Origin of the sequence: Halobacteriovorax sp., assembly GCF_048381875.1 — a bacterium.
Taxonomy (GTDB): Bacteria; Bdellovibrionota; Bacteriovoracia; order Bacteriovoracales; family Bacteriovoracaceae; genus Halobacteriovorax_A; species Halobacteriovorax_A vibrionivorans.
This window is the reverse complement of the sequence record NZ_JBLXBP010000003.1, coordinates 361,594-388,523: the sequence shown is the minus strand read 5'-3', so window position 1 is coordinate 388,523 and position 26,930 is coordinate 361,594. Positions and strand designations below refer to the sequence as shown.

Genomic DNA, 26,930 nt, shown 5'->3' with positions numbered 1-26,930 from the left:
CATCGGATATTCGGGAAGGCTTGTGCAAACTGATGGAACCCCTATTACGGGAACTGTCGACTTACGCTTTGAAGTCTTTAACTCTACAGGTCCGACTCTTCTTGAGACAATTAATATTAATTCTGTAACACTTTCAAACGGAATCTATAGCACAGAACTTGTAATACCAAATTATCAAACTCATGTTGAAGACCTTACTGGTAGTGAAACTCTTTTAATAAGAGTAACTGATGTTACTAATGGACTCACTTTTGACTATCAAAAAATACTTTCTGTTCCGATGGCATTCTATGCAAATAAGGCCGTAACGGCGGATTCAATTGCTAACGCAGCAATCACTCCAGATAGCCTCGACTTCGTTGGCGGCTGTCTAGATAATCAGGTTTTAATTAAATCAGGTAATCAGTTTGATTGTATCAATCAAACCGCGGCATTAACTGTTGATAGTACATTAGTAAATAATGCTGGAGTTTTAGGTCAGGCCACAGTTGGTACAGCGGGAACTTATACATCAGTTACAGTTGATCAATATGGACGTGTTACAAGTGGATCAAACCCAGAAGTGGGTTCAGCAGATATTACTGATGGGTCTATTGTTGATGCAGATATTAGTTCAACAGCAGCAATTTCATGGTCAAAGATAAACGCCCCAACTATTGATAAAACTTATGTAGGCCTAGGTAATGTCTTAAACGTTGCTCAAATTCCTGCTAGTGATCTCGACAACTCGGGAACTCTTGATTCTTCAACACAAGTACCAAGTGAATTAGCGGTAAAAGGATACGTCGATACATATGCTGATGCTAAAGTTATTGATGACATGAGTGGGACTCAAACGACAATCGCTCCTTCTGTTAATTCAGTTAAAAACTATGTAACGACAGAAATTGGTAACGTTAATCAAACACAATGGACAACAACAGGTAGTGATATTTACTACAATGCTGGACTTGTTGGTATTGGAACATCTACCCCAAGTGCAGAACTTACAATAGAAGATGGATCATTATTAATCGATCACACAACTAATGATAAGAGGTTTCGAATTTCTCAAAATGGAGCTGCTACATATCTTCAATTTGGTGACAGGTTAAACAATGGTGGCCAGCTAAGGTTTTCAACTCCATACACTGGTGGAACAACTTTCATGACACTCGACTCTACAACTCAAAATGTAGGTATTGGTACAACTTCACCAACAGAGAAACTTGAAGTAAATGGAAATATCAAAGTGTCTTCGACAAGTGATGTTTGTATTGATGGCGGAGCATGTTTAAGCGGTGCTGCTGGTGGTGATATTACAGATGTTGTCGCAGGGACTGGTTTAACGGGTGGTGCGACGACGGGATCTGCAACTTTGAATGTTGATGTCGGTACTGGCGCGAATCAAATTGTACAACTAGATGGAACTTCAAAGCTTCCAGCAGTTGATGGTAGCCAATTAACAAATCTTCCAAATCCAACTTCATCAACAACTTTATCAGACTTTGCTACAGGAGCAGACTCACCAATTACAAATACTGATACTGTTGAAACGGCCTTTGAAAAAACACAAGGTCAAATTAATGGTAATAATACCGATATTGCCACGAATACCACAAATATTTCTTCCAATACTTCTGCACTAACAAATAAGGTAGACAAAACAACGACTGTTAACGGACAGGCCTTAAGTGGAAATATTACTTTAGATAGTGATGATGTTTCAGAAGGCACAACAAATTTATACTTTAATGACTCACGAGCACAAAGCGCTGCAGTTATTAATTCGACAGCAGGATCAGAAACAGTACAGGCTCCTTCTGTCGATGCCATGAAAAACTATGTTCTCGCTCAGACCGGTGCTATTAATGAGTCCCAATGGATAACTTCTGGAAGTGATATTTATTTCAGTTCAGGGAATGTAGGTATTGGAACGAGTACACCTAGTACAACGTTAACTGTTAATGGAAATTCAACAGTTTGGGGAAAGCATGAAGTAGATTATAATGGAATTAATGATGCTTTACATGTTCATCAAGAAGGCACAGGGAATCTTTTATCTTTAAGTACAGGTGTCGGATGGGATCAAAAGTTAATCGTAGATAGTTCAGGCTTTATGGGGATAGGCACATCTTCACCGAGTAATGAATTAGAAGTAAATGGTATTATAACGTCTAATAACTTTGGTCTAAGCTTACCATCAGGAAATGATTTTAATACTAAAAGCTTACCAGCTGGTCTTTATCGATCAAATACTACAAGTAATGGGTCACCTACTCCTGGAGAAAGTGGAGCGCTACTAAACATGCAAAGTGGTGTAGAAAGTGGCGCAGTCGCTCAATTACATATAAAAGCAAACAATACAGAGAACCCACGTGCATTTATACGACATAGCGATAACACAGGTAATTTTAAAGACTGGCAAGAAATTATAACGGCTAATGCTTTAGGAAATGTAGGGATAGGAACGGACTTACCAACAACAAAACTAACTGTTGATGGAAATATCAATGTTACAACAGGTAACGATATTTGTGTTGATGGTAGTGGTTGTTTATCAACAGTTGTAGCAGCAAATGGAGAACCAAACACGGCATCAAGTGCAGGTGGGGCATCCCTAGTATTAACAAAAACAGGAACAGACCTACCGTTTAAAGGTTTAACTGCAACAACAGACATTGCATTAACAGAAAATGCTAATGATATTCAAATTGGTGTAAATACATCAAATGGTGCAGGTGAACTTCTAAGACTTGATGGAAGTGGAAGAGTTCCGGCCTCGAATGTAATGAGTACACCGCTTACCGGCTATACTGTTGGAACAAACTCAGTATTGGCCGCAACTGATACAATTCTTGATGCCTATGGAAAATTACAGGCACAAATTAATGCAAACTATACGGCCATTACGGGCCTTGATACTGATGACGTGGCCGAGGGGACTAATTTATACTTCACAACGGCACGTGCTCAAACAGCAGCAGTTGTAAATTCAACAGCTGGAACAGAGACGACTCAAGCACCATCTGTTAGTGCAGTTAAGAATTATGTAACAACTCAGATGGGGACTATTAACCAATCTCAATGGACCACTAATGGAAGTAATATATATTTCAATACTGGAAACGTTGGTATTGGAACGACAACACCACAAAACCTTCTCCATGTAAGCGGAGCACTTAATTCTCATATTTACCTTGAAGATCGTTCTGGTGGAGTTGATAACAAGATCTGGTCATTTAACAACAATGACGGAGTATTATACTTAGGTCAAAGAAATGATGACGCCTCTTACAAAAATACACATATGACAATTGATACTTTAGGAAATATTGGTGTTGGAACAATTACACCATCTGAAAAGTTACATGTTGCAGGAAATGTGATTGCAGCTTCATATCTTTATACATCAGATGAACGCTTCAAGGAGAATGTCGAAACCATTATTGATCCACTTCATAAAGTTAGATCATTAAGAGGTGTAACTTTTGACTGGAAGACAGATGATTTTCCTGACAGAAACTTCCCGCAAGAGAAGACTGTTGGTTTTATTGCTCAAGAAGTTGAAAAAGTTCAACCAGAATTAGTTAAAACAAGTAAGGATGGATATAAATCAGTTCAGTACGGAAATATCACTGCACTTCTTGTTGAAGCAGTGAAGTCAATCTCAGAGCAATTAGACAAGCTCTTTTCAAATGATGAGGAAGTTAAAAGAGAAATCGCTTCTTTAAAAGAAGAGAATGAGCAATTAAAAGCTGAAATGCAAGAGATGCGTGCTGCTATTAAAGAGTTACAAAAAGCAAATAAAGAATGAACTTCAAAATAGGTCTTCTATTTACTTTTATCTTCTCTCAAGCTGCCTTTGGGATTAATACTGTTGATACAGGTTTTAAACTTACTTCAAATGAATTGCGAACGATAGTTGCTCATGGAACTTGTAAGAAAGTTTGGAATACTTCATCAACTAAAGAACATTTTGTTGCAACTAAAACAAATGTTGAGTGGATGAATTTCTATGCTAACAATCCCTCTGACCTCATTATTAGAGATTGTAATGTTTCATGTTCGACCATGAATAAAACAGGTAGTTATGCAAGTGGTGTCTATTCAGTTGATATCGATGGGGCAGGCCCATTAAGTGCGATGAATGTCTATTGTGATATGGATAATGACGGTGGTGGTTGGACCCGCGTTTTCAAACACAATATTACTGGTGGATACTTTCCAACTGTAAATGATGCTCTTATTTATAATCAAACAACTCCAACAGCAAACCTGTACTCGATTCTTCAGTATATTGATGAATTTGAGAATCTCAATCGATTCACTTTTAAAATTAACTATCCAAATGAATCATGGCGAAATATTTGGTCACAATATACAAACCCAATCTATGACACTCCTGTTTCCGGCTATCGCGGTATCTCTATCGATAGAAATGAACAGCGTTGGGGTGGACTTGAGTTAGGTAATAATACCTTCGCCTACTCTAATGGTAATTCTTCATTGCTTGATGGTTCAGTAAATCACTCAAATTGGTATTATGCAATTGGTTCAGATGCTGTCTATAAAACCGGAATTCCTTCAACTTATAATAATGATACAGGTACTGCTCTTGTTGAACTCTACCTACATGATGAAGGGATGAGACCAATGTCATGTCAGCATATTCTAGAGCTTGGGGAATCTAAAGGTTCTGGTGTCTACACAATTTATCCAGACCAAGTAACTGCTACTCAAATATATTGTGAAATGGATATCGATAATGGTGGCTGGACTCTCTTCTATGCCAATGCTGCTGATGCCGCAATGACGACTAAGAAGTCATATAACGAAATGAAAGATGAGTTTACTGGGGTAAATATCACAGCATCTAACTTTGCAGATATTAATACCGTTGGTATGCATAATTTCTTTGATTTTTCGGCTACTCAAATGATGGCAAGAGATATTACTAACTGGGGAGCAACTGACTTCTCCACAGTAGAATTCTTTAATCCAAATGACTTTAATATTGTTGTTGATATGAAATCTGGTCAAGAACGCTCAACTCCAGGTGAATGCGACATGCTGACAGGCGGTTCACAATTTCGCTTTAGAAATAGTAATGGAACTGATTATTACCTTGATCGCCACGCTCGCTGGGCAGGTTTTGGATGGGGAGATTGTCTTCCAGGATATACGCAAACATCAACCTCTGATGTTCATGACCAACCGAGACACTATATTTATCATATTGATAATAGTGATGATATTAGACGAACAAGAGGGGTTGGTTCATTTAATGCAGGACAAGCAAATGTAAAAGCACGCTATTTCTTAAGAGAAAAATATGACCGTCCTAAAAACTGTATGGATATTCTCTTAAGTGGTAAATCTCGTGGTAATGGAAGCTATACAATTTATCCAGAAGGCAGTGCTGTTACTGTTGATTGTGACATGACGACAGATGGTGGCGGCTGGACAAAAGTATGGCACGGTTACCCTACTCACGCAGTCAGAGGTGAAACCTCAGCAGAAATTTATTCGAAATCAAATTCTATAGCCTTTAATCAAATGCGTATTGAAGGTGTAAATACAGGCTTTGATATTACCGATAATACCTGGGAGACTGCATATTTAGATAAGACAATTCCACAATACTTTCAACAAGTAGCGGCCCTAGGGGATGCAACTAATCCTAATGTCATGTTTGCGGATATGGATGGAAATGAGAACGTAGGTTTAGTTGGTCAGTACTTCTTCTATGGCTATGGTAATGGCTGGCGAGTCTTTTATAGTTGTATTAATGTTGACCCAGTTACAACAGACCGAGTATACCTTGGTGGTGGTTACGGTAAGCGATGTGTACCTAGAGACACTTTTGTGACCACCGATATATCGACATGTGCTAGTTCTGGAAATAACTATTGTACAAGTGCCTTTACATCAACAGAAACTGACACCGGTCTTGGACTAAACCTTAAACAATACCAAGAAACAAGAGTATGGGTCCGCTCACTTCCTTCGATGAGATCGTGCCGTGAAATTCTTGATCGTGGCTATTCTGCTGGAACAGGCATTTATCTTATTGACCCAGATGGCCCTCTTGGAGCAAATAGTGCATTTCCTACAGTTTGTGATATGGAAACTCAAGGCGGTGGTTGGACGCTTGTATGGGGAAATACTAGAGAGGGAACAAATAAACCAACTACGGGAATTAGTTATAGCCAATCTATCTCAACACTTCCTCGTTGTTCATATGATCAATCTGCTTCAAATGACTTTACTGGAAAGTGTTCTCCGATCTCAAGGCCAAGTATTGGAGCCGAGTCACTAAATGAATATTTAGAAAACTTAAATTACTTTGTTGGCCTAGATCACTGGGATAAAATTTCAGGAAACGAGGACTTTCAACTACTCTATTCATGGGCCTATGACTATGACCAACCAATATCTCAACAGGCGATTATGACAGTAAAGAATTTTGATCCTGCTGATAAATACCGTTTAAATATTGAGTCCTATCAACAAGTCCTTGGAAGTGTGAAAGCATCCATGGCCACAACACATAATGGTAACCAGTGGACAACTTTCGATCAAGATAATGACTCTCATACAGGAAACTGTCCTTCCTTCTATTCTAATACTCCATTCTGGTATCAAGCCTGCTGGGCCGGAAAAATACATGGAGGGGGTGAAACCAGTGGAACAGGATACTTTAACGGTGCATACTGGTATAGTACTTCAAAAGCATGGGCGACAGACCCTGTTGCTGCAACAGGTGCAGGAAATGGTTGGTTTATGATTCGAGAAGTAAATTCTTATGGAGGCTATAAATCCTCTTGTAAACAAATACTCGAAGAAAATCCAAATGCACCTTCAGGAAATTACACGATTAACTTCACACCTGGTGGCAACACTTTAAGAACTGTTTATTGTGATATGACAACTGACGGTGGCGGCTGGACTTTAGTTGTGCGCTCAAGTGGTGTAACAGATCTCGATAACTCAATTATGGTTAGCACTGTCGCTGACCATCTCTTAGTGCATCGAAGTGTTCCTAATACAAGAGCATCTATTAATCCAGAGCAATTCTCACGTGCAGTTGGAACAACTGATGCCATGTTCATTTCACCTTCTTACAATGCAGGAGCACCAATAATTGAAAATGGTACAGGGGTATGGGATTACGACTATACTGATTGTACCGGAAACCTTCGTCATACCAGTCGTACGGCCGGCTGTACAGGCCAAAATGCCAATGATAACTACACAACGGCCGATGCCTTTAATATCGCGATCAACTCAGGTAACGAAGGTATTGTTCCAGCATACGGAACAGAAGTCTGCTACTCAGGAAAGGGTGCTTGTACATTTGAATTCTATCTACGCTAATTTAATCCGCTAAGATCTTAGCAAGAAAGCAAGTCTTTCCATCCGAGTGCCTAACTCCTTTATAAACAATATCGTGATTAAGTTCACCTTCTTCATTTCGAGCGCGGTAAATATCAATATCATCACCTAGATGAGTCTCGGCCATAAAGTTAATTTCAAACTCATTTAGCTTTGCTGTTTTATGTAATTCAATTGGAATTGAATCTAAGATCCACTGAGAATACTTTGTATTATTCACATGCATATTAAGGTCGAGATCACTATTTCTAACGACAATCGTATTAACTTTTTCAAAGTTTTCGCGAGGCTCTACCTTGTGTGCAATATAATCTAATTGATAATCTGTGCGGGGATTAATTCTCTCTAAAGGGAAGTCTGGCTTCTTAACTTTTCTGGTCTTTCCATCGAGGATCATCCACACTGTTGAGCAATCCCCTATTTTTTCACCATCTTGAAAAATTTCAAAATCGCGAAAAGCGTACATGCCCTGAGGCTCGCGTGACCAAGTTTGAATTTCCAATTTTTCATTCCAACCAGGAAATCTCGTCATACGAAGCTTTTGTCTTACAAGAACCCAAAAAGACTGGTCTCTAATCATATCCTCAAGCCCAAAGCCCATCTCCTCAGCGTGAACTGTAGCAATGTCCTGCAAATAGCCAAGAATGCCGTAGAGGCCTAGCTTCTTGTTGATATTAACGCTATTGATACTAACCTGATAGGTCTTCTTATATATTGATTCTTTCATGCCTATATTTAAGCAAAAGCGCATTGGTTTTGGCCAGTGTCTAAATTATGAACACCAACTATGGCATTTTTGCACGATATTTAGGCTTTTGAGGCTATTTTCTTGGCACGCCTATTGCAACATATAAATTGTATCAATGGGAGGAATTATGAAGGCTTGTTACAAAAAGCTATTTATTATGAGTGCATTATTTCTATCGAGTACTTACGTACAAAATGAAATGATGATTTCAAATAACGTAGAACGCACAGGACACTATCGTGAAATTGCAGGTGAGCAAAATGTGCAAGAAATTACGGTCTCTAATTACCAGGTCCATCAAAAAGGAATCTTTGACCTTTGGTTTGACTCCGCAAGACTTTTTGGAAAGGTTGAGCATGTTACAAAAGTTGAGATTCAATTAAAAGATAAGAAATTAATCGATGATTATAAAGATCTCACAAAACGCTTTGGCGAATTGCAAGAGAAGTCCAGCACAATGACTGAAGAGCTTGCTAGAAGTAGTGAGGAGATTTCAAAACTTAAATCACAATTGAGTGAAGTCCAATCATCAACAGACAATGTCGATGAAGCAATCAAACAAGAGAAAATTCAGGCCCTCGAAGAGCTTATCGAAGCTCGAACAGCTGAGCTTGAAACTGCAAAAGAGGCTATCTCTAAATTTGAAGAAACAAAAGAGAACTTAAGACTAATAAGTGAAAAACTTATTACTCTTCAAGAAGAAAATGAAGCATTAAAAGAAGAGAACGCAAAACTTGTTTGTGAAATTCAAAATGCAAAATCAGAAGTTAATACTGATGAAATCAAAAAGCTTCAAGATGAGTTAGCTAAGATTACAGCTGAGCTAGATGAATATAAGAAAGAAGATTCAAATGAAGAGTCTCCTAAAGTAGCTTCATCTGAAAAAGAAGAAGATAAAAAAGAGAAGGAAGACAAAGATAAAGAAGACAAGAAAGATAAGGATGATTCTGAATTTACAGAAACAGAACTTGCCCTTATTGAGTATATTCAATCAATGCAAAATGAAATTGCACAACAAAGACAAGAGCAGCAAGCATTCATGATGCAACAATTAATTAATCCAATGGCCCAGTCATTTACAAAGCCTCAGATTAATTCGTACTTTGGATCATTTGATGCCTTTAATAATCAGCAAAGTGATTATATGTCTATGATGCTTGATTTAAGACAGCAGACACAATTTATCCAGAGCTTGAACGCGGCCAACAATTGGAATTACGGTTACAATGACTATTACGGACAAGATGCACCAATGATGAGATTCAGTGAATCAATGCCTTGGGGAACGCAATTGGCACCAGATCAAGCGATTCAGGTAAAGAATTATGATTACTCACGCTACGGTTTTGGATGGGGAACGCAAATCCCAGCTCAAAACTTTAGACTAGGAGCTTCAGCTACAAAAGGAAGCTACGGTGGTATGAATTCAACTGGCAATACTTCAATTATGAACAACCAATCAAATGTTTTAGATGCCTCAAGTACAGGTGACTTTAGGCTATTTTAATACCCCACCCCCTCCATTTATTTGATACATTGGCCGACTTCAATAGTCGGCCTTTTGTGATTTAATGGAAATTTTTGCCATTTTTACTAAACTTATTCATCTATTCTTCGAAGAGATACTTGTTACATTTAAGAAATAAGGTCTATTCATGAAAGAATTAAACAAAACTCATAGTAAAAAAAGACTCATTAAGAAATGCCATATGTGTGGCCACATGCATGACACTGCTACAGAAGTTCAAAAATGTCATAGCTGCAAGAAGTCATTTCTTCCTTCAAACTACTTTAATAAGATTCATGCTTCTAATTCTCAAGAGTTTAGAATGCTTTTCTCTGAAGTTAACGACCTGCACGAAGAAGACGTTATAAAGGGTATTACCGTCATTTGGTAAGACTTTATTAATTCTCGTTCTCTACTTAACGTGATATCGTTCAATAATGGAGAACACAACACACACAAGTACTGAAAATACCTTTAATTTACACCCTGTCGTTCAAAGACTTTTGAACAAGAAAGGCATGTCTCATGAAGATATTCGTGAGTTTCTTTCTTGGGATTTAAAAGCTTTGCCCAATTTTGGGGAGCTCATTGATATTGATGTAGCGGCCAATGAAATTATCAAGTCACTTGATGCAGGTGAAAAGATTGCAATTTACGGTGACTACGATGTGGATGGTACAACTTCATGTGCTCTCTTCTATCAATTCTTTCAAAAATTAAATCGTGAAGTTGAACTCATACAACCATCACGTTTTATTGAAGGCTATGGCCTACATAATTGTTCAATTGATCGTGCTATTGAAGATGGCATTGATCTGATGATCACTGTTGATTGTGGTATCTCCAATGTTGAAGCCGCAGCTTATGCAAAAGAGAAAGGGCTTAAATTAATCATTACAGACCACCATAAAGATGGGCGTGAAACAATGCCAGATGCAGTGGCCGTTGTTAATCCTTCTCGTCGTGATGAACCAGCAGACTCAGACATGAAACCTCTTGCTGGTGTTGGTGTTGCATTTGCAATCTGTGTTGAAATTAGAAAGATCCTTCTTGCACGTGGTGAAGATATTCCTTCAGTTTATGATCTTCTTCAATATGTTGCTATTGGAACGATTTGTGACCTTGCTCCTTTAACTCCAATGAATATGAAGCTTGTTCGTCATGGAATGAAGCTGATTAAAAATACTCAATACGAAGGAATAAAAGCATTCTTCGATCCTACAGATCGTTCAAAAGATGTTATTCCAAGTGAGAAATTATCTTTTAATGTTGGCCCTCTTATTAACTCGAAAGGTCGACTTGATCATCCTGAGATCGCATTAAAACTTTTAATTTCAAAAGATTATAACGAGGCACGTGAGTACTATCACCAACTTGTTAATTGTAATACAGAGAGAAAGGCCATTCAAAAAGAAGTCTTTGAAGAGGCCCAACAACAAGTTATCGATGATATTAAAAGAGGTGGAGGAGATCACGATATCTCCATCGTCTACGCTCCTCATTTTCATGAAGGTGTTATTGGAATTGTCGCTTCAAAACTTGTTGAAACTTTTAAAGTACCTGCCATTGTTTTCAGTGATGCTGAAGATGAAGGTGTTATCAAGGCCTCAGCTCGTTCTGCTGGAGAGCTAGATATTTATCATCTCTTAAATGAGCATCGTGATTTCTTCTTAAAATTTGGAGGCCATAAAGCAGCAGCAGGCCTTTCCATGAAACAAGAAAATTATGAAGCCTTCAAACAATCAATGAATGAAAAGCTTCGCGCTATTCCCCTGATTCAAAGAACGGTACAGAACTTCTATGATCTTGAAATATCACCTAATGAAATCGACCCTGCTCTTCTAAGAGGACTTGATGCCCTTGAGCCTTATGGGATGGGAAATGCAAAGCCTATCTTTAAGCTTAAAGGAGCAATGCTTAAGAGTTATGATCTACTAAAAGATGTGCATGTTCGCTGGAACTTCACTTCAATTACAAATCAGAAAATTAATCTTAAGGGAATTAGCTTTAACTATATGACAAAATGGGGAGCGCTTACGCCAAATGAAATATTTGAGCGCCAAGCAGACCCTAATTGTGAATTAGAAGTCTACTTTACGCTCGCTTTAAATTACTTTAATGGTAATAAGTATATTCAACTGATGGTTGATCGAATTGAGATGAATTAATTAAATTCTAAGGTCTCTCAATGGTTACTTTTTCCATAACGATGTCATGCATTGGACGATCGTGCATACCTGTACGAACTGCACCAATCTTCTCCACAACATCCATTCCTTCAATCACTTTACCAAAAACAGTGTGGCGTCCATCTAAATGTGGTGTTGCACCTAGTGTAATAAAGAATTGAGAGCCATTTGTTCCAGGCCCTGCATTTGCCATTGAAAGAATTCCCGCACCTTCATGACGAAGTTCTGGAAGACATTCATCTTCAAATTTATAACCTGGTCCACCCATTCCCGAACCTTCTGGACATCCACCTTGGATAACAAATCCAGAGATAACACGGTGGAAAATTAGCCCATCATAATATGGCCCTTCTTTTGCTGAAGTCTTCTGTCTTCCCTCTGCAAGGTTAACAAAATTCCATACCGTTTCAGGACATTCCTTTGCATAAAGTTCAACTTTAAAATCTCCCATATTTGTCTGGAAGTTTGCGTAAATACGATCTAATTCTTCTTTGTGAGAATCTTTCTTTGTTCCTAAACCAAACATTGGTTACTCCTTAATATTTAATAAATTTATAACGACCTTTAACGAATGAAGGACGTTTTGAATTAGAATATATTCTAATATTTTTAACACTCTTTTCTAAATAGCTTCTTATATATAAAGACTCTTCTGATGTTAACTCTCCAGCTTCATCAAAGTAAGTTAAGTAACTAAAGTCCACAAAGAAAGCACCTTCATAAACTACATTTGCCTTTTTCATCATTGACTTCATTTCATCTTCTAGAAAACAAGTTGAAACAAAAATAGGTCTACCTTGCAGCATTGACTTAGAATTCATTAATCGTGAAAGTCTCGATAAGTTTTCTCGGTAGCTATCAAACCAGATAATATTAACATTCTTAAACTTTGGTCTTTTTAAATATCCACCTGTTGCACTTACAAGGTCATTTGCACTAAAAAAGATTTGCTCGACTTCTTTTAGTGTTGGACTTCGATCCATTCCCTTTGCCTTTTCACGGTAGATTTTGTTAAAGGCATATTGAATTTGTGAAGCATTCTGGTGATTGAGAGAAAAACTCGTCATTAAGTTTTTAATATTTAAATAACGGATTTGAGTTGAGCGAGAACATTGAGATGCACTTGAATAGTCACGCCATTGAGGAATAAGAGGAAGAAAGTATACTGCCGCTCCAGAGTCTCGATAATACTCATCTGTCTGAACTCTCTCAAAGTCACGCTCGACCACAGTTGAGCACGAGAATAAGATTGTTAATAGTAATAGCGAAATATATTTCAATTCTTAACCTTTAATTAATTTTGCTTAGAAAAGTATTTTAACATATCTTCTTTAATTTCATCTAATGACATATCAATTAGTGAATAAAAGCCTTCTTCATTGTGATCTAAGCCTCTTATTTTCTCCGTATCAAGATATAAACCTTGATCAACACAAATTCGATCACAGGCCAATGTCTTTAATTGCTCTGCTCCTCCAAGAAGTTCACTACCTTCGATCGTAACAAAAAGTCCTTCTCGATCTAGCAGTTTATCAACTGATGAAACAACAGCACTATTATAAATCATGAGACGTGGCTTTGGTTCGGCCGGAGCTGGAGTCTTTGCTTTAATATGAGGCTCAAGAGAGCGCCACTCCATAATCTTCTTTTCAAATTCAGTGACTTCAGAATTAAATTGTTCACGATCTTTTGCAAGAAGATCTCTAAAACCATCAATTAATTCTTTATCTTTTAAATCAATCCCATCAAACGGGATCTCTTCACTTGTTACAAGTTGAATTGTCTTTGTTAGGTCTTCGAGATACACATCCTTAAGCTCATTAAGGAGCCTTAGGTTCTCGCGTCCACTTCCAACAAGACATAAGTTACGTGCTTGCTTAATTGCATCAAGACAAGACTGATGCTCACTGTGATAAGTTAGTCTCTCATCATTTCTTAATGTCTTTTCATTAAGAGCACAAACATTCGCAGCTCCCATAGCATTGGGACGATATAATTCATTTGAGAAACAAACGAAGTCAAAGTCTTCAAAGGACTCAATTGAGTTTTTTAGAGACTCCAAAACATCTTCACCAAGTTTTTCAAAGATCTCAGGATTCTCTAATTTCTGTCTTTCTATTTCGCTGGTTGCATTAACGTTGAAAACAACTCGAAACGTGTCGGCCATTCGAGATCGACTCTCAAAGCGATGAGAAGGGGCAATAAATCTTTTGTGTACGCGAGCAATTTTCACATTCTTATGTGAAACACCACTTAAATCCATAGATGGATTAAATTCACCAAAAAGCTTCACATGAACACCAAGCTCAGTAAAATACTGGTAGGCGTCAAGAGCCTCTCTATCACTTCCTAAAATAGCTATTTTCATGGCCCGATATTATAAGGTTCAAAGCCTAATTGCAATTAGATAAGCGATTAAATGAACAGTGACTTCATCTCACCATTATCCACTACTGAATACTCTGAGAATGCATAGATAAAGTTAATGAACTGCTCCATGGCCTTGAATGAGTGCATTGATTTATCAAACTCACAACCATATTGCATATAAGTGACACCATCAGCTCCCTCTGTCAGTGCGCTATGACGAATCGTAACGATTACAGGAATATAAGAACCTTTAGTGAAGTAGAATTTAAGCTTGAGGTCTTCCCCTAGCTTAATTTTTGTATCTGTTTTCTCATTCCATGGAACATTAAATGAAAGTCCATCTTTTGAGATATCAACCATATTAATAGGATAAGAATAACCGTCTGACTCAATTACCGAGTAAGCTCCCATAAAATTATTGAAACAAATACGCTCAAAACTACGACGTTTCTTTTCAATATTTTCTTCTCTTTTAGCTTGGAAGTTGATTACTTTATTGTCAGACATTTCTACCCCTTATAACGATAAATTTACTGACTTACTTGTCGTCAAAAGGGAGAATTTCATGAGGTAAACATTAGATAAATTCGTGCTTGGGCAAGAAATTCCATACAAACAAGTTCATAAAATCAATCACTTAGAGTATTTTTTCTTCTTTTGCCAAAATGGGGTCTCAGAGATCTCGGAATAGAATAAATGATAGCTCTCAAGTCGAGAATGAATCATTAATCCCTCTTCAGTATCTGGATCATATTCCTCAGAATAAAAGGCACAGCCTTTATTGTGAGGCTCATGGGTACAATTTGAGAATTGGCAGTGGCGTGAGATCTCTTTTAAGTCTGGAAAGTACTCAATTAGTTCTTCAGGATCGATATCATCTAAAGAAAATGAACGTATACCTGGTGAATCAATTAGATAGAAGTCACCTAAATCAACAATTTCAGACCAAGTTGTTGTGTGAGAGCCCTTACCGACTTTCCCAACCTTCTTTGTCTTTAACTCCACTTCACCATCTGAAAGACATGAAATCGTCTCCGATTTACCCACACCCGATTGGCCAACGAACAGAGCGGTCTTGCCCTTTAAGGCCTCTTTAAACTCGTGCATTCCACCTTTAAGATATTGAGTTTCGTAATCTTGATCTAGAGCACAGATCTCAAAGTACTTCACTCCTAACTCTTTAAGACGTAGTACTTCGTATTGAATATCAAATTCTTCAGGGTCATAACCATCCATCTTGTTAAAGACGACGATAGGCTCGACTCCCCATTGGAATGCTCTTACAAGGAAGCGATCAACGATTCCTCTTTTAAACTTTGGCCTTGCTGCACTTGAGAGAATGACCAGATAATCACAATTTGCTGCGGTAACTTTCTTTTTTGAAACTCTTACAAGAACTCTAAAAATCTCATTCTTACGCTCTAAGGCTTCCTTGATTAGATACTCACCCGTTTCAGGGATCGTCTCTAAACAAACATTATCGCCAACCACCAAGGTCTCCCCTTTCTTCAAAAGGTTACCAAGGGCAGTTGCTTTAACAACATCCTTCGTCCCCTCGATCAGACAGTCGAAGTCACGCTGATGAGAGCGAATAATTTTGGCCTTAATTGCATTTTCTGACATAATTTCCTAGTGATTTTGTATATATAAACTTTACCATCACTTCAACATATTTTACATCTTATATTGACAAATGTGGCATGTGCCATTATTTTAACTGAACACAAAGTCACTGTTACGCACTCGTAGCTCAGCTGGATAGAGCATCCGCCTTCTAAGCGGACGGTCTCAGGTTCGAATCCTGACGAGTGCGCCATTTTTCTTACGACTTTACACTTCAAAATATGAAACAAGAAACATTGAAATTTACAGTTATCCTAGGGGCCTTTTGGGTTTTCATTATGGGATTTCTCAATCTAATTCTAAAAGAAAACTATGGCCTAGATTACGACTCAGGATGGGCAATCAATTCACTTATTTTTCTATCAAGTGCTCTTGTTTTTAATTACACAACAAACTCTCTTAAGATCTCAAAAGAACATATCGCTTCTTACTTAAAGATCATTGCAATCTTTTTGGCCATTGCCCTTTGCATTGATTATATCTTTCCAATTTCTATTATTAAAAAATTAGAAATTACAAATTCAAAGATTTTATTCCCACTCTTTAGTTGGAATATCTTCGTTGCAAAATCTAGTGATATTATCTTTCAACAGATACTAATTAATATTCTAGTGGAATATTATATTAAGACTTTTAATCGAAGAGATAGCGTTAAATACTTTGGAATATTCTTTGCAATTATTCACCTCCCACTATTTTACATCTTTGGACTGAAGGCCCTTTATTTTATTATTCCTTCAATTCTAGGGGGAACGCTCTTTGCTTACCTGATTGCTTACTTCTATCGTGGCTACTTACTTTCTCTCGGCTGCCACTTCTTCTTCTATATCGTTCTAGGCATTGTCTTAAGATATTATAACTAGTTCATATCGTAAGTACTTAATTTTTCTTTAAAATTACTTAGACAGTTCAAGAAAATCACTTCATCTGACGATATGATACGTATGAAAAGAATTAGCCTAGCTATCCTTACATTATCGACACTTGTAGCTTGCTCTCCTAGTTATGAGATTGCTTATGAAGTTGACTCATGCGTGAAGGAAATCGATACTCGTTACGCAAAGTCAGGTCGTACTCCAAGCTCTATCTATCGTGTTGATGATATTGTCATCAACGAGAAGAGCAAAGAGCCAGAGATGAAAGTTAGCTCATGGTCAAATTCGCAGTGGTATTATAATGGAAAGAAGAATCTTTCTTATTTTAATGATACAAAACTCTTCACTTACGAATCAGTCGATTGCCCAAGAAACTTCGGTGATAAATATCGTAAGAAGAATTTAGGAATTGATAAGAGAATTAAGAAAATCGATCTATAAAAAAAGGGCCTCATCAAGGCCCTTTTTATTTTCTAATTATTCAATACGTTTTAATAATCGATCATATGCAGTCTTTTTATAGCGCACAGAAATTACCTTCCAGATATCAACACTCTTATCTTCAATAATTTCACCATCTGGAGTCTCTTCCATATTTGCAACGGCCTGAGCTGTTTCATCAAACTGAGCATGTTTTTGAGCAGCATACGCTTGTGCATCATCTGCACCAAAATCAAATTTAAACTTCTCTGCCTTAGGTGCCTTATACTTACCTATTCCATTTCCACCTTTAGCTTTTGCTGCTAATCCATCTTGCTGACCAGCAGTCTCATCACCATTTTCTTCACCATCTTGTTTTGGTGGTTGTGATAAGTATGGAAGGGCCGACATAAGTCCACCTTTACCACCAGCTTTCTTATTTAAGCTATTAAAGCCCTTACCTAAAGAAGCAAGTAATCTTTTCGTGCCTTTGTTTCCATTATTCTGTTTATTAATACGTTCTAACGTTTTTTTAAGAGCCTTCCCTGCTTGCTTATTTATAGCATTTGCGCTCTTACCCATTACATCAATCGCATGTTGAGTTTTTGGACTTATTGTATCAGCACCATTTAGCCCATTTGTTGCATCAACCATGGCACCAGTAAACCCGCCTGGTATTGAAAAGCCAACATTACTTAATCCTTTCACACCATCTACTAAATATTTCTCAGGAGATGGACACGCTTTAGATCCATTATTTGTTCTAATTTTTGGAAGTCCTCCAACACACTCTAGCTCTGTTCCAATCTTTTGTGGTTGATAAGCTGCAAATCGAGTCGTCTTCTTAGATAGGTTCCTAGTCGCTACCCTTGTTACAGCTTGAGCAGACTTAAATTTTTTCAAAATTGATTCTATCTTTTTAATATTATCATCAATTGCTTTTGCCTCTGCTTTTGTTGCTTGTGATGTTGCAATAGCTAGGCCACTAAAGCCAAGCCATAACCATCCCCTTTTAGCACTAGAAAGCATAAAGTTTGTCATATATGCACCAGTTGGAACAAGGTATGCACCTATTAGTCCAAGTAGAACTCCGAGAGAATTCCCCATCCCTGCATAAGCCTTCCCTATAAGTAAGCCGAGGACTCTCGTATAAAAATTATTACTTTTTATATTGTTTGAACTTGTTACTGTAACAGATGCCATTTCACCGCTTTCTTTTAATGACTCTTCAGTATAAATAAGGCAATTATTATTCATTAAAGTTGTAGCCTCAGTTAAATTTGTAATAGCACCTGTGAGTGCCGTTATTTGCCCACTCGTCGCTCCTCCTGTTGAGCTAGTTGTCGCTTTACATTCAGCCAGGGCAGCTTTACCAGCTGCTTCTGTTCCAATTAAGCACTTTGAAGAAGCGCCTGACTTCTTTTTTATTAGAGAAACAAATGCTTTATATTGTACTTCAGAAGGTCCCGGTGCAAGCTTAAGAGCCTCTATTTCAGCGACACTAACTGTAGGTATTTCACAACTAGCACTTTCTTCTGATAACTTTGCACCTCCAACAGTAGCACCACATGTAAGCGCTGTTGAAGCTGTTGCATTAGCAGCTAAAAAAGCTGCATTTGCTGACTGTGCACATAATTGCCCAAATGAAAGTTGCTCATTCTGCTTCCAGGCTGCTACACCAGCTGCGATGGCAAAAGCAGCACCAGCGGCAAGTTGAAACTTGGCCTTAGATTCTGCAGTTTCTTTCATCTCTTCGAGAATAGCTTTCTCTTCCTCAAGCATTTGTTGTTGAGAAACATCGACTGTCCCATCTTCGGAAAGGCCTTCATATTCAATTTTACTTTTACGATCTTTAAGTGATTCAGTTTGTTTAAACATGGACATTAATTCATTACCTAGTAAAATTACAGCACCTGCGATAGCAGGGTACATATCCATTGGTTTTGAAGGTTGGAAGTAGAACCACATTTTAGAAGTAATATAAGCAACAGTTCCTAAGATGATTGGAGCAACAACTCCATTACCAAAAATTTTAAAAAATCCATCTGCATCTTCTTTATTATAAGTCCCACTCATTTCTTTTCGTTTTTGAGTAATTGCATCGGTATCTGTTTCTTGGGTGTTTTCGAGTACAACCGTTCCATCATTTGAACGAACCTCCTCCTCTGTTTCCATAGATCCACCAGACTCCTGCTGTGGCTCAGTTTCAGGCGCCTCAGCGTAAACTTGAGAAGACTGAATATTGATACGAGCCTGTTCAATATTGATAGCAATATTTAAATTGATCATCGAAAAGATGATGGCCATGGTAAATAATTTATTGAGTACGCTTAAAGTTCTCATAAGATCCCTCTTTATTTAATACTATTTTATTATAGGGCCTTAAGAGATCCTAAAAAAGCAGGAACTTAAGTACAAACTGAGCAATTACAGTCACTTAGTATAGTTTTCAAGTGCCAAATAAATGGGTTTTTTAGCCTTATTTGAGAATAAAGGAGCGATTCTTTTTTTCGCGCACCAAAGCAACCCTCTGGTTGTTCATTTTACGTCCGCGATAGCTTGGGATATTTGGATCAGAGGCAATATCAATTTGTTTTTGAACCATGGCCTTAAAGGCCGTAATCATTGAGTCTTGGCTTCCATCTAATTCTTCAACACCAAATTTTCCAAGTTCTTCGATTAGGACATGCACCGACTCAACAGTAGAAAGCGCCTGCTTATGAGGTTGGTGCTTAATGAGAAAGGCGGACTCTTTGTCTGATGAAAATGAGATACGAGGAAGCGTATTGATATTTTTTGATAGCTTCATCATCTTCTTGGCACAAGGCCAAGTTCCATCAATCACAAAGATCAAAGGCTTCTTCTTTGAAAGAAGCTTGATATCATCTTCAGTAGGAGAAGAGATATTAAGCGCATCCTCACCTGGGTATAAGACCATTGGATAATAGTCATCATCTTCAAGTAAAGCGTTTACTCGCTTATCTTGAGTAAAATCAATTCCCATAATGAGTTCACTATTTCCTAGAACTTTATGAGTCATTCGCCCAGTACCAAGTTTTTCCTTCTTGGCCTCCATCGGATGAATAAGAATCACAAACTTAGTATTTAAAGTAAATGGCCTTAAATGATGACAGACGCAAAGAGTGCTAGGTCTTGAACAACCCATGCACTTTTTGCGATATGTATTTGTGTCTTTTAAATCTTTTAACATAAATTATTATTTTACTACTTTATCCCACTCTTCAGTGCTGAAGCCACGTAATGTCTTCTTACCCTTTTCAAGTATTGGTCTCTTAATAGCAGATGTATTTTCTATTAGAAGTTTAATCTGTTGTGCTTTAGTTGCCCCTTCAAATTCATCCTTGATCTTTCTAAATGTTGGACCTCTTTTATTTGCAGGTAACTCACCAAAAGCTTCGTCCCATCTTTTTAAATCTTCTTTAGTTGGAGGAGTTTTCTTATAATCAATAAACTCGTAACTTGCACCTTTTGCATCTAAATACTTAAGAGCTTTTTTTACAGTGTCACAATTTTTAATTCCATAAATCTTCATCATAAATCCTTTTTTAAAATAACGACCTGTCGATTAATTATCTCAATACTGGCACCTAATTCTTTTGCGATAAAGGTAAAGACGTCCTCATTAAAGAATCCTACATGAGTCTCATCCCTTAGATACCACCAATTATTAAATTTATCTTTATCTTCTGGAAGAAAGTAAGTCATTACACCTAAGAGCCCACCAGGCTTTACAAGACTCCAACATCTTCTAATATCTTCATATGGACTATAGAAGTGTTCCCAAACCTCTGTGGAAGTTACAAAGTCGTAACCTTCTTCAACTAAGAGAGACTTATCATCGGCGTAGTAAATATCATAATCTTTAACATCATGTCCTAGTTTTGCCATCTCTAAAGACAAAGTCGGGCCAGGGCCACAGCCAAAATCTAATCCTTTTGAAGGACGATGAAGTCTTTCATTTAAAGGTAGAATAAGGCGATTGAGAAAGTCCACATATCCTTGGTCGACACTATCATTATTATGATTGTCATAACGACTTTTTTCAATTTTTGCTTCTAATAATTTATTGCGATCCTTAAAAATATAAGAACAATTAAGGCACTCAAAATAATCATTTTGAATGGCGTGCGCATAAAGCTGCGTAGAAGTTTTTAAGCAAAGTGGACATGGCATATTGATGTTTTTATTACATCAAAGGGTCATTGAAAAGGTTTTTAAGCTGCTTTAGCCTAAACCTTTTGAAGTTTTTCTTCATTGATTTCGTTAGTTTTTCTTGAGAGATTCTATTGATTGCCTGGACAAGCATATGCGGAAGAGCTCCCCCTTCCCCACTTAAGTTAAAAGCAGCTATCGTTATTAAGTCTGGCTTTTTAGTCTTTAATAGGCGAATCGATTGGTAGTGGCCACTGCTTGTATCACAAGCGCTTGGATCACTAACGGCATAATTTGTACGACATACACTTGGTCGATCAAAGTAGACCTTACAAGCACCGTTTTCATCTAAGAAGACACAGCTCCTATCCTGGAAGTCCTGTTCAAACCAAGCTTCAGTACTATCTTTTTTCAAAGACTGCTTAACTAATTTTTCAACATCAATCTTTATTCCGTCTTCTAAAATGCTAATTGCAAGTAAATCAGCTTCATCACGATTTACAGAGACCTGAGTATGACAACATGCTGAACAGCCCTTTCGACAAGAGATTAATTCATTTACATCAGCATCAGCAATTATATCCTGAAGAGACTCATCAATTAATTCGTGGGAAAGTTGGGCACGTTCGGCAGAATCGTAGCGCTTGGCCATTCTCTCATAAGAAGCGATATAGAAACGTCGAAACTCTAATAAGTTAGAGAATTTCTTAAAAGTTTCTAATGCTCTTTGAGGATAATTCAGCTCAGCCTCCTGATAAAGCTAAAGTGTCTTAGCTAGAGTCCTAGTAAGAGACTCAAATAAATTATATCGCATCAACAATGAACACGAACCAGGTAGGCAATAATCTCTATTTACAAACAGAACGTATTCACTTTAACTAACACAAAATAAATTACTGGATTTTTCTTCTATACTATCGTAAGATTCAAACAATCGTTTGAACTAAACATACGTTTGACTAAAACCTAGGACTTTTATGAATATTTTCAAGTACTTATGCCAAGGATTATCATCTTCGATTCTCCTCGTACTATTAATCAATCAAAGTATCCACGCAGAGACTATTACTGTTAACGAAGAAACATTAGTAAACTGGGCCGGCCAAGAGAACTTTAATCGCTTAAGGATATCTCTTGATGAATTAGCAAAGAAGCAAGAAAGGGCCAAGTATGATGAGAACTTTGGTTTTACTTTTGATGCCGAAGCAAATTATCAGGAAACAAAAGAGCAATCGTTTGTTCAATTTATTCCAGTAAGCTCTCCTGTGGCAGACTTTAAAGCAAAGTTATCAAAGAACTCAAAGTACGGACTTCAGTACGGTGTTGTGATGAATAGTAATCAAGTAACAAATAATCTCTATAAAGATGGGACAACAACATCAGCTGGAGCCTTTTTAGCTTTAGATCTTTATAAGGATTTCCTGGGTTCAACTTCTCGAGTACAAGATAAGAGCCTTTTAGTACAAGAAGAAATATCTAAAAGACAAAGATCAATTTCAGAGCATACTTTTATTCAAGAAGTTAGAAAGCTCTACTGGAAGATTGTGGCCAATAATGAATCCACAAAAATTGCACGTGCTCTTTTAAAAACAACAAAGAAACTCGAAAAAGATACAAGAAAGAGATTTCAAAGCAACATTGCTGACAAAGGTGATCTTGCTCGAATTAGCTCACAAGTTGAAGCACGTAATGGGCAACTCTATCTTTTAGAGTTTGAACGAAACGAGTTGATCAAAACTTTAAAGTCACTCTTTCCAGATAAATTAGGTGGTAAAGATCTTAGATTAGCAAATTATAATCTTGATAATACAGTTAATGATGTCATGGCCTGTACGCAGAAAATAGCACAACACATGACTTCCCTTCCTCTTGAATACACACAATACGATGAGATTCTTGGCCTTCTTCAAAAAGATTTAGAACTTTCAAGAGAAGTTAATAAGAATTATGACAAATCAAATCTCAAGCTAATTTCGCAATTTGAAGTTGTCGGGAAAGACTATAGTTATTCAGATAGCTTCAAAAAACTTTCAGATGAAGGAGATAGCCGTTTCTCAGTAGGTCTTCAATGGACAATGCCAATCGGTGGAGAAAAAGATAAAACAAAGGCCATCCAAGACGAAATTATTAGAAGAAGAAACCTAGCTGATTCACAAGAGGTAAAAGGGAAACTAGATGCATTTCATGCTCAAACATTAAGATCAGTTCTAACTCTTCAAAATGTAATTCGTGCACAAAAAAGAAATGCGAAACATCTTAGAGAAACGTTAAAAGATTCTAAGAGAAAATTTAGTCAGGCCCGTCTAACTTCACAAGATCTATTAATTGATGAGAACCAACTCCTAAATTCAAATCTTGATGAAATTAGTACTAAGTACCAAGTAATCGAAACAATTATTAATTATTTTACAGTTTTTAATCAAACTCCATGCAAGTTAAACAAAAGAGCACAACTATGAGTCTTGTATCAAAATTCTTTATAGAGAATCATAAATTTACAATCGTTGTTACCTTCTTCCTCTTAATCTATGGATTAATGGGACTAAATAAAATGACGGCCGAATCTTATCCGACAGTTTCCTTTGCAACTGCTGTTGTGACAACAGTTTATGATGGTGCATCGGCAAATGACATAGAGATTAAGATCACAAAACCGATTGAAGATGAAATCAGAACTGTCTCAGGAGTAAAGGACGTTAAGTCAACTTCACAGGCAGGGCTATCTAAAATTGTAATACGTGTTGATATGGATAATGTTGATAGCGTCGATGACGTTATGAGCGATTTACAAAAGGCGGTTGATCGAGTTTCAGACTTACCGACAGATCTTCAAGATGCTCCTCTCTTTCAAGAAGTTAATTCAGAAGAGATTCCAGTATATCAAATTGCACTTGTTGGACCTAATAATATACGAGAAAGAGATGCACTGGCTGATGTTCTGAAAGAAGATATTGAAGATATCAAGGCCGTTAAAGGTGTTACTCTTGATGGATTTTCTAAAAGAAGATTTGAAATTATTCTAGACCTTAAGAAATTAAATCAAATGCATATTGGAATTGATGAAGTTTTAAATAAGTTAAGACTTCGAAATGTTAATATTCCAGGTGGTACACTTAAATCAGAAGATGATCAAAAGCTTGTTCGTATTGAAGCGAAAGTTCAAAACGTGGAGCAACTTCGTAATATTTTAATTCGCTCTAACTTCTCTGGTTCAAATATCTTCCTAAAAGATGTGGCAAAGGTTGTTGATGGTAAAGAAGAGAGAAAAGTTATTACTTCTTATAATGGAGAAGAAGCTACTTTAATTACAATCTCTAAAAAAGCTGGTGAAGACACAATTCAAATGGTTGAAAAGATCAAAGAACATATGAAGGAATTTGAAAAGAGATATCCTGAATATAAGTTCTACGTTTATAACAACGAAGAGATTAAAGTTGTAAATAAATTAGAAGTACTTGCTTCTAACGCAATTTCTGGTTTATTGCTGGTCGTTTTCTTCCTCTTTATCTTTTTACCAGGAAGAATTGGTTTACTCGCTAGTTTCTCTCTCCCTCTAGCAGTATTTGGTACTCTAGGATTTATGCCTGACTATGGCCTAACGTTAAACGCTATGACTATTCTAGCACTCGTTATTGCCCTTGGTATGCTTGTTGATAATAGTGTTGTTATCAGTGAGAACTTTACAAGATTGATGACTGAAGAAGGATATAGTGCAAAAGATGCAGCCCTAAAGAGTGTTAAGTCACTATGGCTTCCTATTACAGGGACGGCCATGACGACAATTGCGGCCTTCCTGCCAATGCTTGTTACAAAAGGAATCATGGGACAATTTATTAAGGCAATCCCTATTATTGTTACCGCTTCTTTAATACTTTCTTTAATCGAGTCTTTTTTCTTACTTCCAATGAGACTTGCAAAATACTCAGGTTCAGCAAAGAAGACAGGTAAAGAAAAGAAAGCTGATTGGTTTGCAAAGTTTCAATCAAAATTTGAAAGCTTAATGACTGTTGTAGTTAGACACCGTTATATTTCGGTATTCTTCTTCACTTCAGTTATTATCGGTTCATTAGTCTTCATGGCAGTTGGTAATAAGTTTATTCTCTTCCCTGCGGATCAAACTGAAATCTACCTAGTTCGCTATGAAGCCAAAAGAGGAACTCCAGTTGAGCAAACTGAAGAATATATGCTTACAATAAGCAAAAAAATTAAAGAAAAGATTGGTGAGCAGGCCAAGCATATTGTTGGTTTTGCAGGAAAAGCTTCAGTTGGATTTTCAGACCCAAAGGATAAAGAGGGAAATAACGTTGGTCTAATCTTTGTCTATGTGAATGACTATGCCAAATTTAATATTGCTGAAACAGTAATGTTAAAGAAGTTACGTGAAATCAAGATGCCAGAGCTAAAGTCTCTAACTTTTGAATCTCAAGTAAATGGACCTCCTGTAGGTGAAGATATCCAAGGTACCTTCAGATCTAATAGTTTTGAACAACTTGATAAAATCATTGGAGAGATCTCTAATGAACTCGGCCAAATCAATGGAGTCCTAGATCTTAAAACTGATGATGTATTTGGTGATGAAGAAGTTTACGTTGATATTGACTATGTAAAAGCTGATCAATTAGGTGTAACAGCATCTCAAATTGGTAATGCAGTTAGGTCGGCAGTCGCAGGAAGTATTGCAAGTACAGTAACTCTTGATAATAAAGATGTTGATCTTGAAGTAAGATTTAAGAAGGCCCTTCGCGGAAAACCAAGTGATATCTTAAACATCAAAGTTATGGATAATCGTGGCAATCTCATTCCTCTAAGCTCTGTTGCAAAAGTGAGAAAAGAAGAAGGGACACCAAATGTTAAGAGATATGACTTTAAACGAGCAAAAACGCTTATTGGTTCTGTTGATAATATAAATACAACATCAGCTGCTGCAAACTCTAAATTAAAAGAGATCTTTGAAAGAGTATCTTCAAAATATCCTGGGGTATCACTACGTTTTGGTGGTGCTGCAGAAAGTACAGCGGAGTCTCTACAGTCACTAGCTGAAGCTGGTGTGCTAGCAATTATTGCGATTTTTGCGATCTTAGTATTCTTATTTAAGAGTTTTTTAAGGCCAATGATCATTATGATGACAATACCACTAGGCTTTATTGGTTTTTCAATTGCTTTTGCAACACCAATTCTAAGTGGTTACCCTGATCGATCACGTCCTATTAGCTTCCTGGCCCTTATTGGTATTATTGGACTTGCTGGTATTATTGTAAATTCAGGGATTGTTCTAATTAGTTTCATTGACGAGCTAAGACAAGAAGGTAAATTGAGTCTCGATGAAATCCTTGTTAAGGCTTCTGGACTAAGGCTAAGAGCAGTACTTGTAACTTCACTTACAACTGTTTCAGGTCTATTACCGACGGCTTACGGAATCGGTGGTTCTGATGCGATGCTTGTGCCAATGACAATGTCAATGGCATGGGGTCTTACTTCAGGAACGATAATGACTCTAATCTTCATTCCTTGTGCATATGCAATTATTGAAGATGTCACAATATTTGGAGAAAGAATTAAAAATAAATTATTCAAAAAAGAAAAAGTCGAAGTCGAATCAGAAGAAGAAATAACAACAGATGTAACCGCTGAAAAGGTTGAGGTATAAG

General features: G+C 37.2%; 20 protein-coding genes and 1 tRNA gene. 10 read left to right on the top strand and 11 right to left on the bottom strand.

Features of this window, described 5'->3' with window-relative positions; translation table 11 throughout:
• The first annotated feature begins 22 nt into the window (after nucleotides 1–22).
• Together ACN5L8_RS10310 and ACN5L8_RS10305 are read left to right on the top strand one after the other, a co-directional pair.
• Nucleotides 23–3,796, top strand: coding sequence for a tail fiber domain-containing protein (locus ACN5L8_RS10310; protein ID WP_419172977.1), 3,774 nt, complete (start codon nucleotides 23–25; stop codon nucleotides 3,794–3,796).
• A complete protein-coding gene (locus ACN5L8_RS10305) occupies nucleotides 3,793–7,359 on the top strand; it encodes a fibrinogen-like YCDxxxxGGGW domain-containing protein (RefSeq protein WP_419172976.1) in 3,567 nt (1,188 codons plus the stop codon). The genes ACN5L8_RS10310 and ACN5L8_RS10305 overlap by 4 nt, the downstream gene beginning before the upstream one ends.
• A 1-nt stretch (nucleotide 7,360) precedes the next feature.
• Here ACN5L8_RS10305 and ACN5L8_RS10300 read toward each other — a convergent pair whose 3' ends face one another.
• A complete protein-coding gene (locus ACN5L8_RS10300) occupies nucleotides 7,361–8,104 on the bottom strand; it encodes an acyl-[acyl-carrier-protein] thioesterase (RefSeq protein WP_419168132.1) in 744 nt (247 codons plus the stop codon).
• Between the two features lie 148 nt (nucleotides 8,105–8,252).
• Here ACN5L8_RS10300 and ACN5L8_RS10295 point away from each other — a divergent pair, with 148 nt between their 5' ends.
• The 3 genes from ACN5L8_RS10295 to recJ all read left to right on the top strand — a co-directional run bounded on the left by ACN5L8_RS10295 (nucleotide 8,253) and on the right by recJ (nucleotide 11,800).
• Nucleotides 8,253–9,632, top strand: coding sequence for a hypothetical protein (locus tag ACN5L8_RS10295; RefSeq protein ID WP_120405349.1), 1,380 nt, complete (start codon nucleotides 8,253–8,255; stop codon nucleotides 9,630–9,632).
• A 148-nt stretch (nucleotides 9,633–9,780) separates the two neighbouring features.
• A complete protein-coding gene (locus tag ACN5L8_RS10290; protein ID WP_114705541.1) occupies nucleotides 9,781–10,023 on the top strand; it encodes a hypothetical protein in 243 nt (80 codons plus the stop codon).
• Nucleotides 10,024–10,069: 46 nt separating this feature from the next.
• Nucleotides 10,070–11,800, top strand: coding sequence for a single-stranded-DNA-specific exonuclease RecJ (gene recJ, locus ACN5L8_RS10285; protein WP_114705542.1), 1,731 nt, complete (start codon nucleotides 10,070–10,072; stop codon nucleotides 11,798–11,800).
• A gap of 7 nt (nucleotides 11,801–11,807) precedes the next feature.
• Here the strand turns inward: recJ and ACN5L8_RS10280 are convergent, their stop codons facing one another.
• From ACN5L8_RS10280 to rsgA, 5 genes are all read right to left on the bottom strand, one after another.
• Nucleotides 11,808–12,347: a peptidylprolyl isomerase gene (locus ACN5L8_RS10280; RefSeq protein WP_114705543.1), complete on the bottom strand. Its 540-nt coding sequence runs from the start codon at nucleotides 12,345–12,347 to the stop codon at nucleotides 11,808–11,810.
• Nucleotides 12,348–12,357: 10 nt separating this feature from the next.
• On the bottom strand, nucleotides 12,358–13,101 hold the full coding sequence (locus tag ACN5L8_RS10275; protein WP_114705544.1) for a hypothetical protein: 744 nt from the start codon (nucleotides 13,099–13,101) through the stop codon (nucleotides 12,358–12,360).
• Between the two features lie 14 nt (nucleotides 13,102–13,115).
• Nucleotides 13,116–14,189: a hypothetical protein gene (locus tag ACN5L8_RS10270; RefSeq protein ID WP_334678043.1), complete on the bottom strand. Its 1,074-nt coding sequence runs from the start codon at nucleotides 14,187–14,189 to the stop codon at nucleotides 13,116–13,118.
• Nucleotides 14,190–14,236: 47 nt separating this feature from the next.
• Nucleotides 14,237–14,698: a PilZ domain-containing protein gene (locus ACN5L8_RS10265; RefSeq protein WP_114705546.1), complete on the bottom strand. Its 462-nt coding sequence runs from the start codon at nucleotides 14,696–14,698 to the stop codon at nucleotides 14,237–14,239.
• A gap of 126 nt (nucleotides 14,699–14,824) precedes the next feature.
• Complete coding sequence (rsgA, locus tag ACN5L8_RS10260; RefSeq protein ID WP_120405351.1) at nucleotides 14,825–15,814, bottom strand: ribosome small subunit-dependent GTPase A; 990 nt, start codon at nucleotides 15,812–15,814, stop codon at nucleotides 14,825–14,827.
• Nucleotides 15,815–15,930: 116 nt separating this feature from the next.
• On the opposite strand from rsgA, the gene ACN5L8_RS10255 reads away from it, so the two are divergent.
• From ACN5L8_RS10255 to ACN5L8_RS10245, 3 genes are all read left to right on the top strand, one after another.
• Nucleotides 15,931–16,007 (top strand) — tRNA-Arg (locus tag ACN5L8_RS10255).
• Between the two features lie 28 nt (nucleotides 16,008–16,035).
• Nucleotides 16,036–16,677 (top strand): hypothetical protein, encoded by a 642-nt coding sequence (locus tag ACN5L8_RS10250; protein WP_114705548.1) that lies wholly within the window; start codon nucleotides 16,036–16,038, stop codon nucleotides 16,675–16,677.
• 81 nt (nucleotides 16,678–16,758) lie between these two features.
• The gene (locus tag ACN5L8_RS10245) at nucleotides 16,759–17,130 is read left to right on the top strand and encodes a hypothetical protein (protein ID WP_114705549.1); all 372 of its coding nucleotides are present in this window, start codon (nucleotides 16,759–16,761) and stop codon (nucleotides 17,128–17,130) included.
• Nucleotides 17,131–17,166: 36 nt separating this feature from the next.
• Here the strand turns inward: ACN5L8_RS10245 and ACN5L8_RS10240 are convergent, their stop codons facing one another.
• The 5 genes from ACN5L8_RS10240 to ACN5L8_RS10220 form a co-directional block, all read right to left on the bottom strand.
• On the bottom strand, nucleotides 17,167–19,452 hold the full coding sequence (locus tag ACN5L8_RS10240) for a hypothetical protein (protein WP_419172975.1): 2,286 nt from the start codon (nucleotides 19,450–19,452) through the stop codon (nucleotides 17,167–17,169).
• Nucleotides 19,453–19,588: 136 nt separating this feature from the next.
• Nucleotides 19,589–20,320 (bottom strand): tRNA-uridine aminocarboxypropyltransferase, encoded by a 732-nt coding sequence (locus ACN5L8_RS10235; protein WP_114705551.1) that lies wholly within the window; start codon nucleotides 20,318–20,320, stop codon nucleotides 19,589–19,591.
• 6 nt (nucleotides 20,321–20,326) lie between these two features.
• Nucleotides 20,327–20,665, bottom strand: coding sequence for an arsenate reductase family protein (locus tag ACN5L8_RS10230; protein ID WP_114705552.1), 339 nt, complete (start codon nucleotides 20,663–20,665; stop codon nucleotides 20,327–20,329).
• Nucleotides 20,662–21,303 carry a class I SAM-dependent methyltransferase gene (locus tag ACN5L8_RS10225; RefSeq protein ID WP_419172974.1) on the bottom strand — a complete coding sequence of 214 codons (642 nt, stop codon included), beginning with the start codon at nucleotides 21,301–21,303 and terminating at the stop codon, nucleotides 20,662–20,664. Before ACN5L8_RS10225 ends, ACN5L8_RS10230 begins: the two co-directional genes overlap by 4 nt.
• A gap of 13 nt (nucleotides 21,304–21,316) precedes the next feature.
• Nucleotides 21,317–21,934 (bottom strand): YkgJ family cysteine cluster protein, encoded by a 618-nt coding sequence (locus ACN5L8_RS10220; RefSeq protein ID WP_419172973.1) that lies wholly within the window; start codon nucleotides 21,932–21,934, stop codon nucleotides 21,317–21,319.
• A gap of 325 nt (nucleotides 21,935–22,259) precedes the next feature.
• On the opposite strand from ACN5L8_RS10220, the gene ACN5L8_RS10215 reads away from it, so the two are divergent.
• Together ACN5L8_RS10215 and ACN5L8_RS10210 are read left to right on the top strand one after the other, a co-directional pair.
• Nucleotides 22,260–23,741, top strand: coding sequence for a TolC family protein (locus ACN5L8_RS10215; RefSeq protein ID WP_334678038.1), 1,482 nt, complete (start codon nucleotides 22,260–22,262; stop codon nucleotides 23,739–23,741).
• Entirely contained in the window at nucleotides 23,738–26,929 is a 3,192-nt protein-coding gene (locus tag ACN5L8_RS10210; RefSeq protein ID WP_114705556.1) for an efflux RND transporter permease subunit, read from the top strand. Before ACN5L8_RS10215 ends, ACN5L8_RS10210 begins: the two co-directional genes overlap by 4 nt.
• Nucleotide 26,930 lies beyond the last annotated feature (1 nt).

What these genes read in the sequence shown, in the direction of transcription:
- ACN5L8_RS10250 (WP_114705548.1), top strand. Translation starts at nt 16,036, where the DNA reads ATGAAACAAGAAACATTGAAATTTACAGTTATCCTAGGGGCCTTTTGG.
- ACN5L8_RS10300 (WP_419168132.1), bottom strand. Translation starts at nt 8,104, where the DNA reads ATGAAAGAATCAATATATAAGAAGACCTATCAGGTTAGTATCAATAGC.
- ACN5L8_RS10290 (WP_114705541.1), top strand. Translation starts at nt 9,781, where the DNA reads ATGAAAGAATTAAACAAAACTCATAGTAAAAAAAGACTCATTAAGAAA.
- ACN5L8_RS10215 (WP_334678038.1), top strand. Translation starts at nt 22,260, where the DNA reads ATGAATATTTTCAAGTACTTATGCCAAGGATTATCATCTTCGATTCTC.
- ACN5L8_RS10240 (WP_419172975.1), bottom strand. Translation starts at nt 19,452, where the DNA reads ATGAGAACTTTAAGCGTACTCAATAAATTATTTACCATGGCCATCATC.
- ACN5L8_RS10225 (WP_419172974.1), bottom strand. Translation starts at nt 21,303, where the DNA reads ATGCCATGTCCACTTTGCTTAAAAACTTCTACGCAGCTTTATGCGCAC.
- ACN5L8_RS10245 (WP_114705549.1), top strand. Translation starts at nt 16,759, where the DNA reads ATGAAAAGAATTAGCCTAGCTATCCTTACATTATCGACACTTGTAGCT.
- ACN5L8_RS10295 (WP_120405349.1), top strand. Translation starts at nt 8,253, where the DNA reads ATGAAGGCTTGTTACAAAAAGCTATTTATTATGAGTGCATTATTTCTA.
- ACN5L8_RS10265 (WP_114705546.1), bottom strand. Translation starts at nt 14,698, where the DNA reads ATGTCTGACAATAAAGTAATCAACTTCCAAGCTAAAAGAGAAGAAAAT.
- ACN5L8_RS10235 (WP_114705551.1), bottom strand. Translation starts at nt 20,320, where the DNA reads ATGTTAAAAGATTTAAAAGACACAAATACATATCGCAAAAAGTGCATG.
- rsgA (WP_120405351.1), bottom strand. Translation starts at nt 15,814, where the DNA reads ATGTCAGAAAATGCAATTAAGGCCAAAATTATTCGCTCTCATCAGCGT.
- ACN5L8_RS10210 (WP_114705556.1), top strand. Translation starts at nt 23,738, where the DNA reads ATGAGTCTTGTATCAAAATTCTTTATAGAGAATCATAAATTTACAATC.
- ACN5L8_RS10220 (WP_419172973.1), bottom strand. Translation starts at nt 21,934, where the DNA reads ATGGCCAAGCGCTACGATTCTGCCGAACGTGCCCAACTTTCCCACGAA.
- ACN5L8_RS10230 (WP_114705552.1), bottom strand. Translation starts at nt 20,665, where the DNA reads ATGATGAAGATTTATGGAATTAAAAATTGTGACACTGTAAAAAAAGCT.
- ACN5L8_RS10280 (WP_114705543.1), bottom strand. Translation starts at nt 12,347, where the DNA reads ATGTTTGGTTTAGGAACAAAGAAAGATTCTCACAAAGAAGAATTAGAT.
- ACN5L8_RS10270 (WP_334678043.1), bottom strand. Translation starts at nt 14,189, where the DNA reads ATGAAAATAGCTATTTTAGGAAGTGATAGAGAGGCTCTTGACGCCTAC.
- ACN5L8_RS10305 (WP_419172976.1), top strand. Translation starts at nt 3,793, where the DNA reads ATGAACTTCAAAATAGGTCTTCTATTTACTTTTATCTTCTCTCAAGCT.
- recJ (WP_114705542.1), top strand. Translation starts at nt 10,070, where the DNA reads ATGGAGAACACAACACACACAAGTACTGAAAATACCTTTAATTTACAC.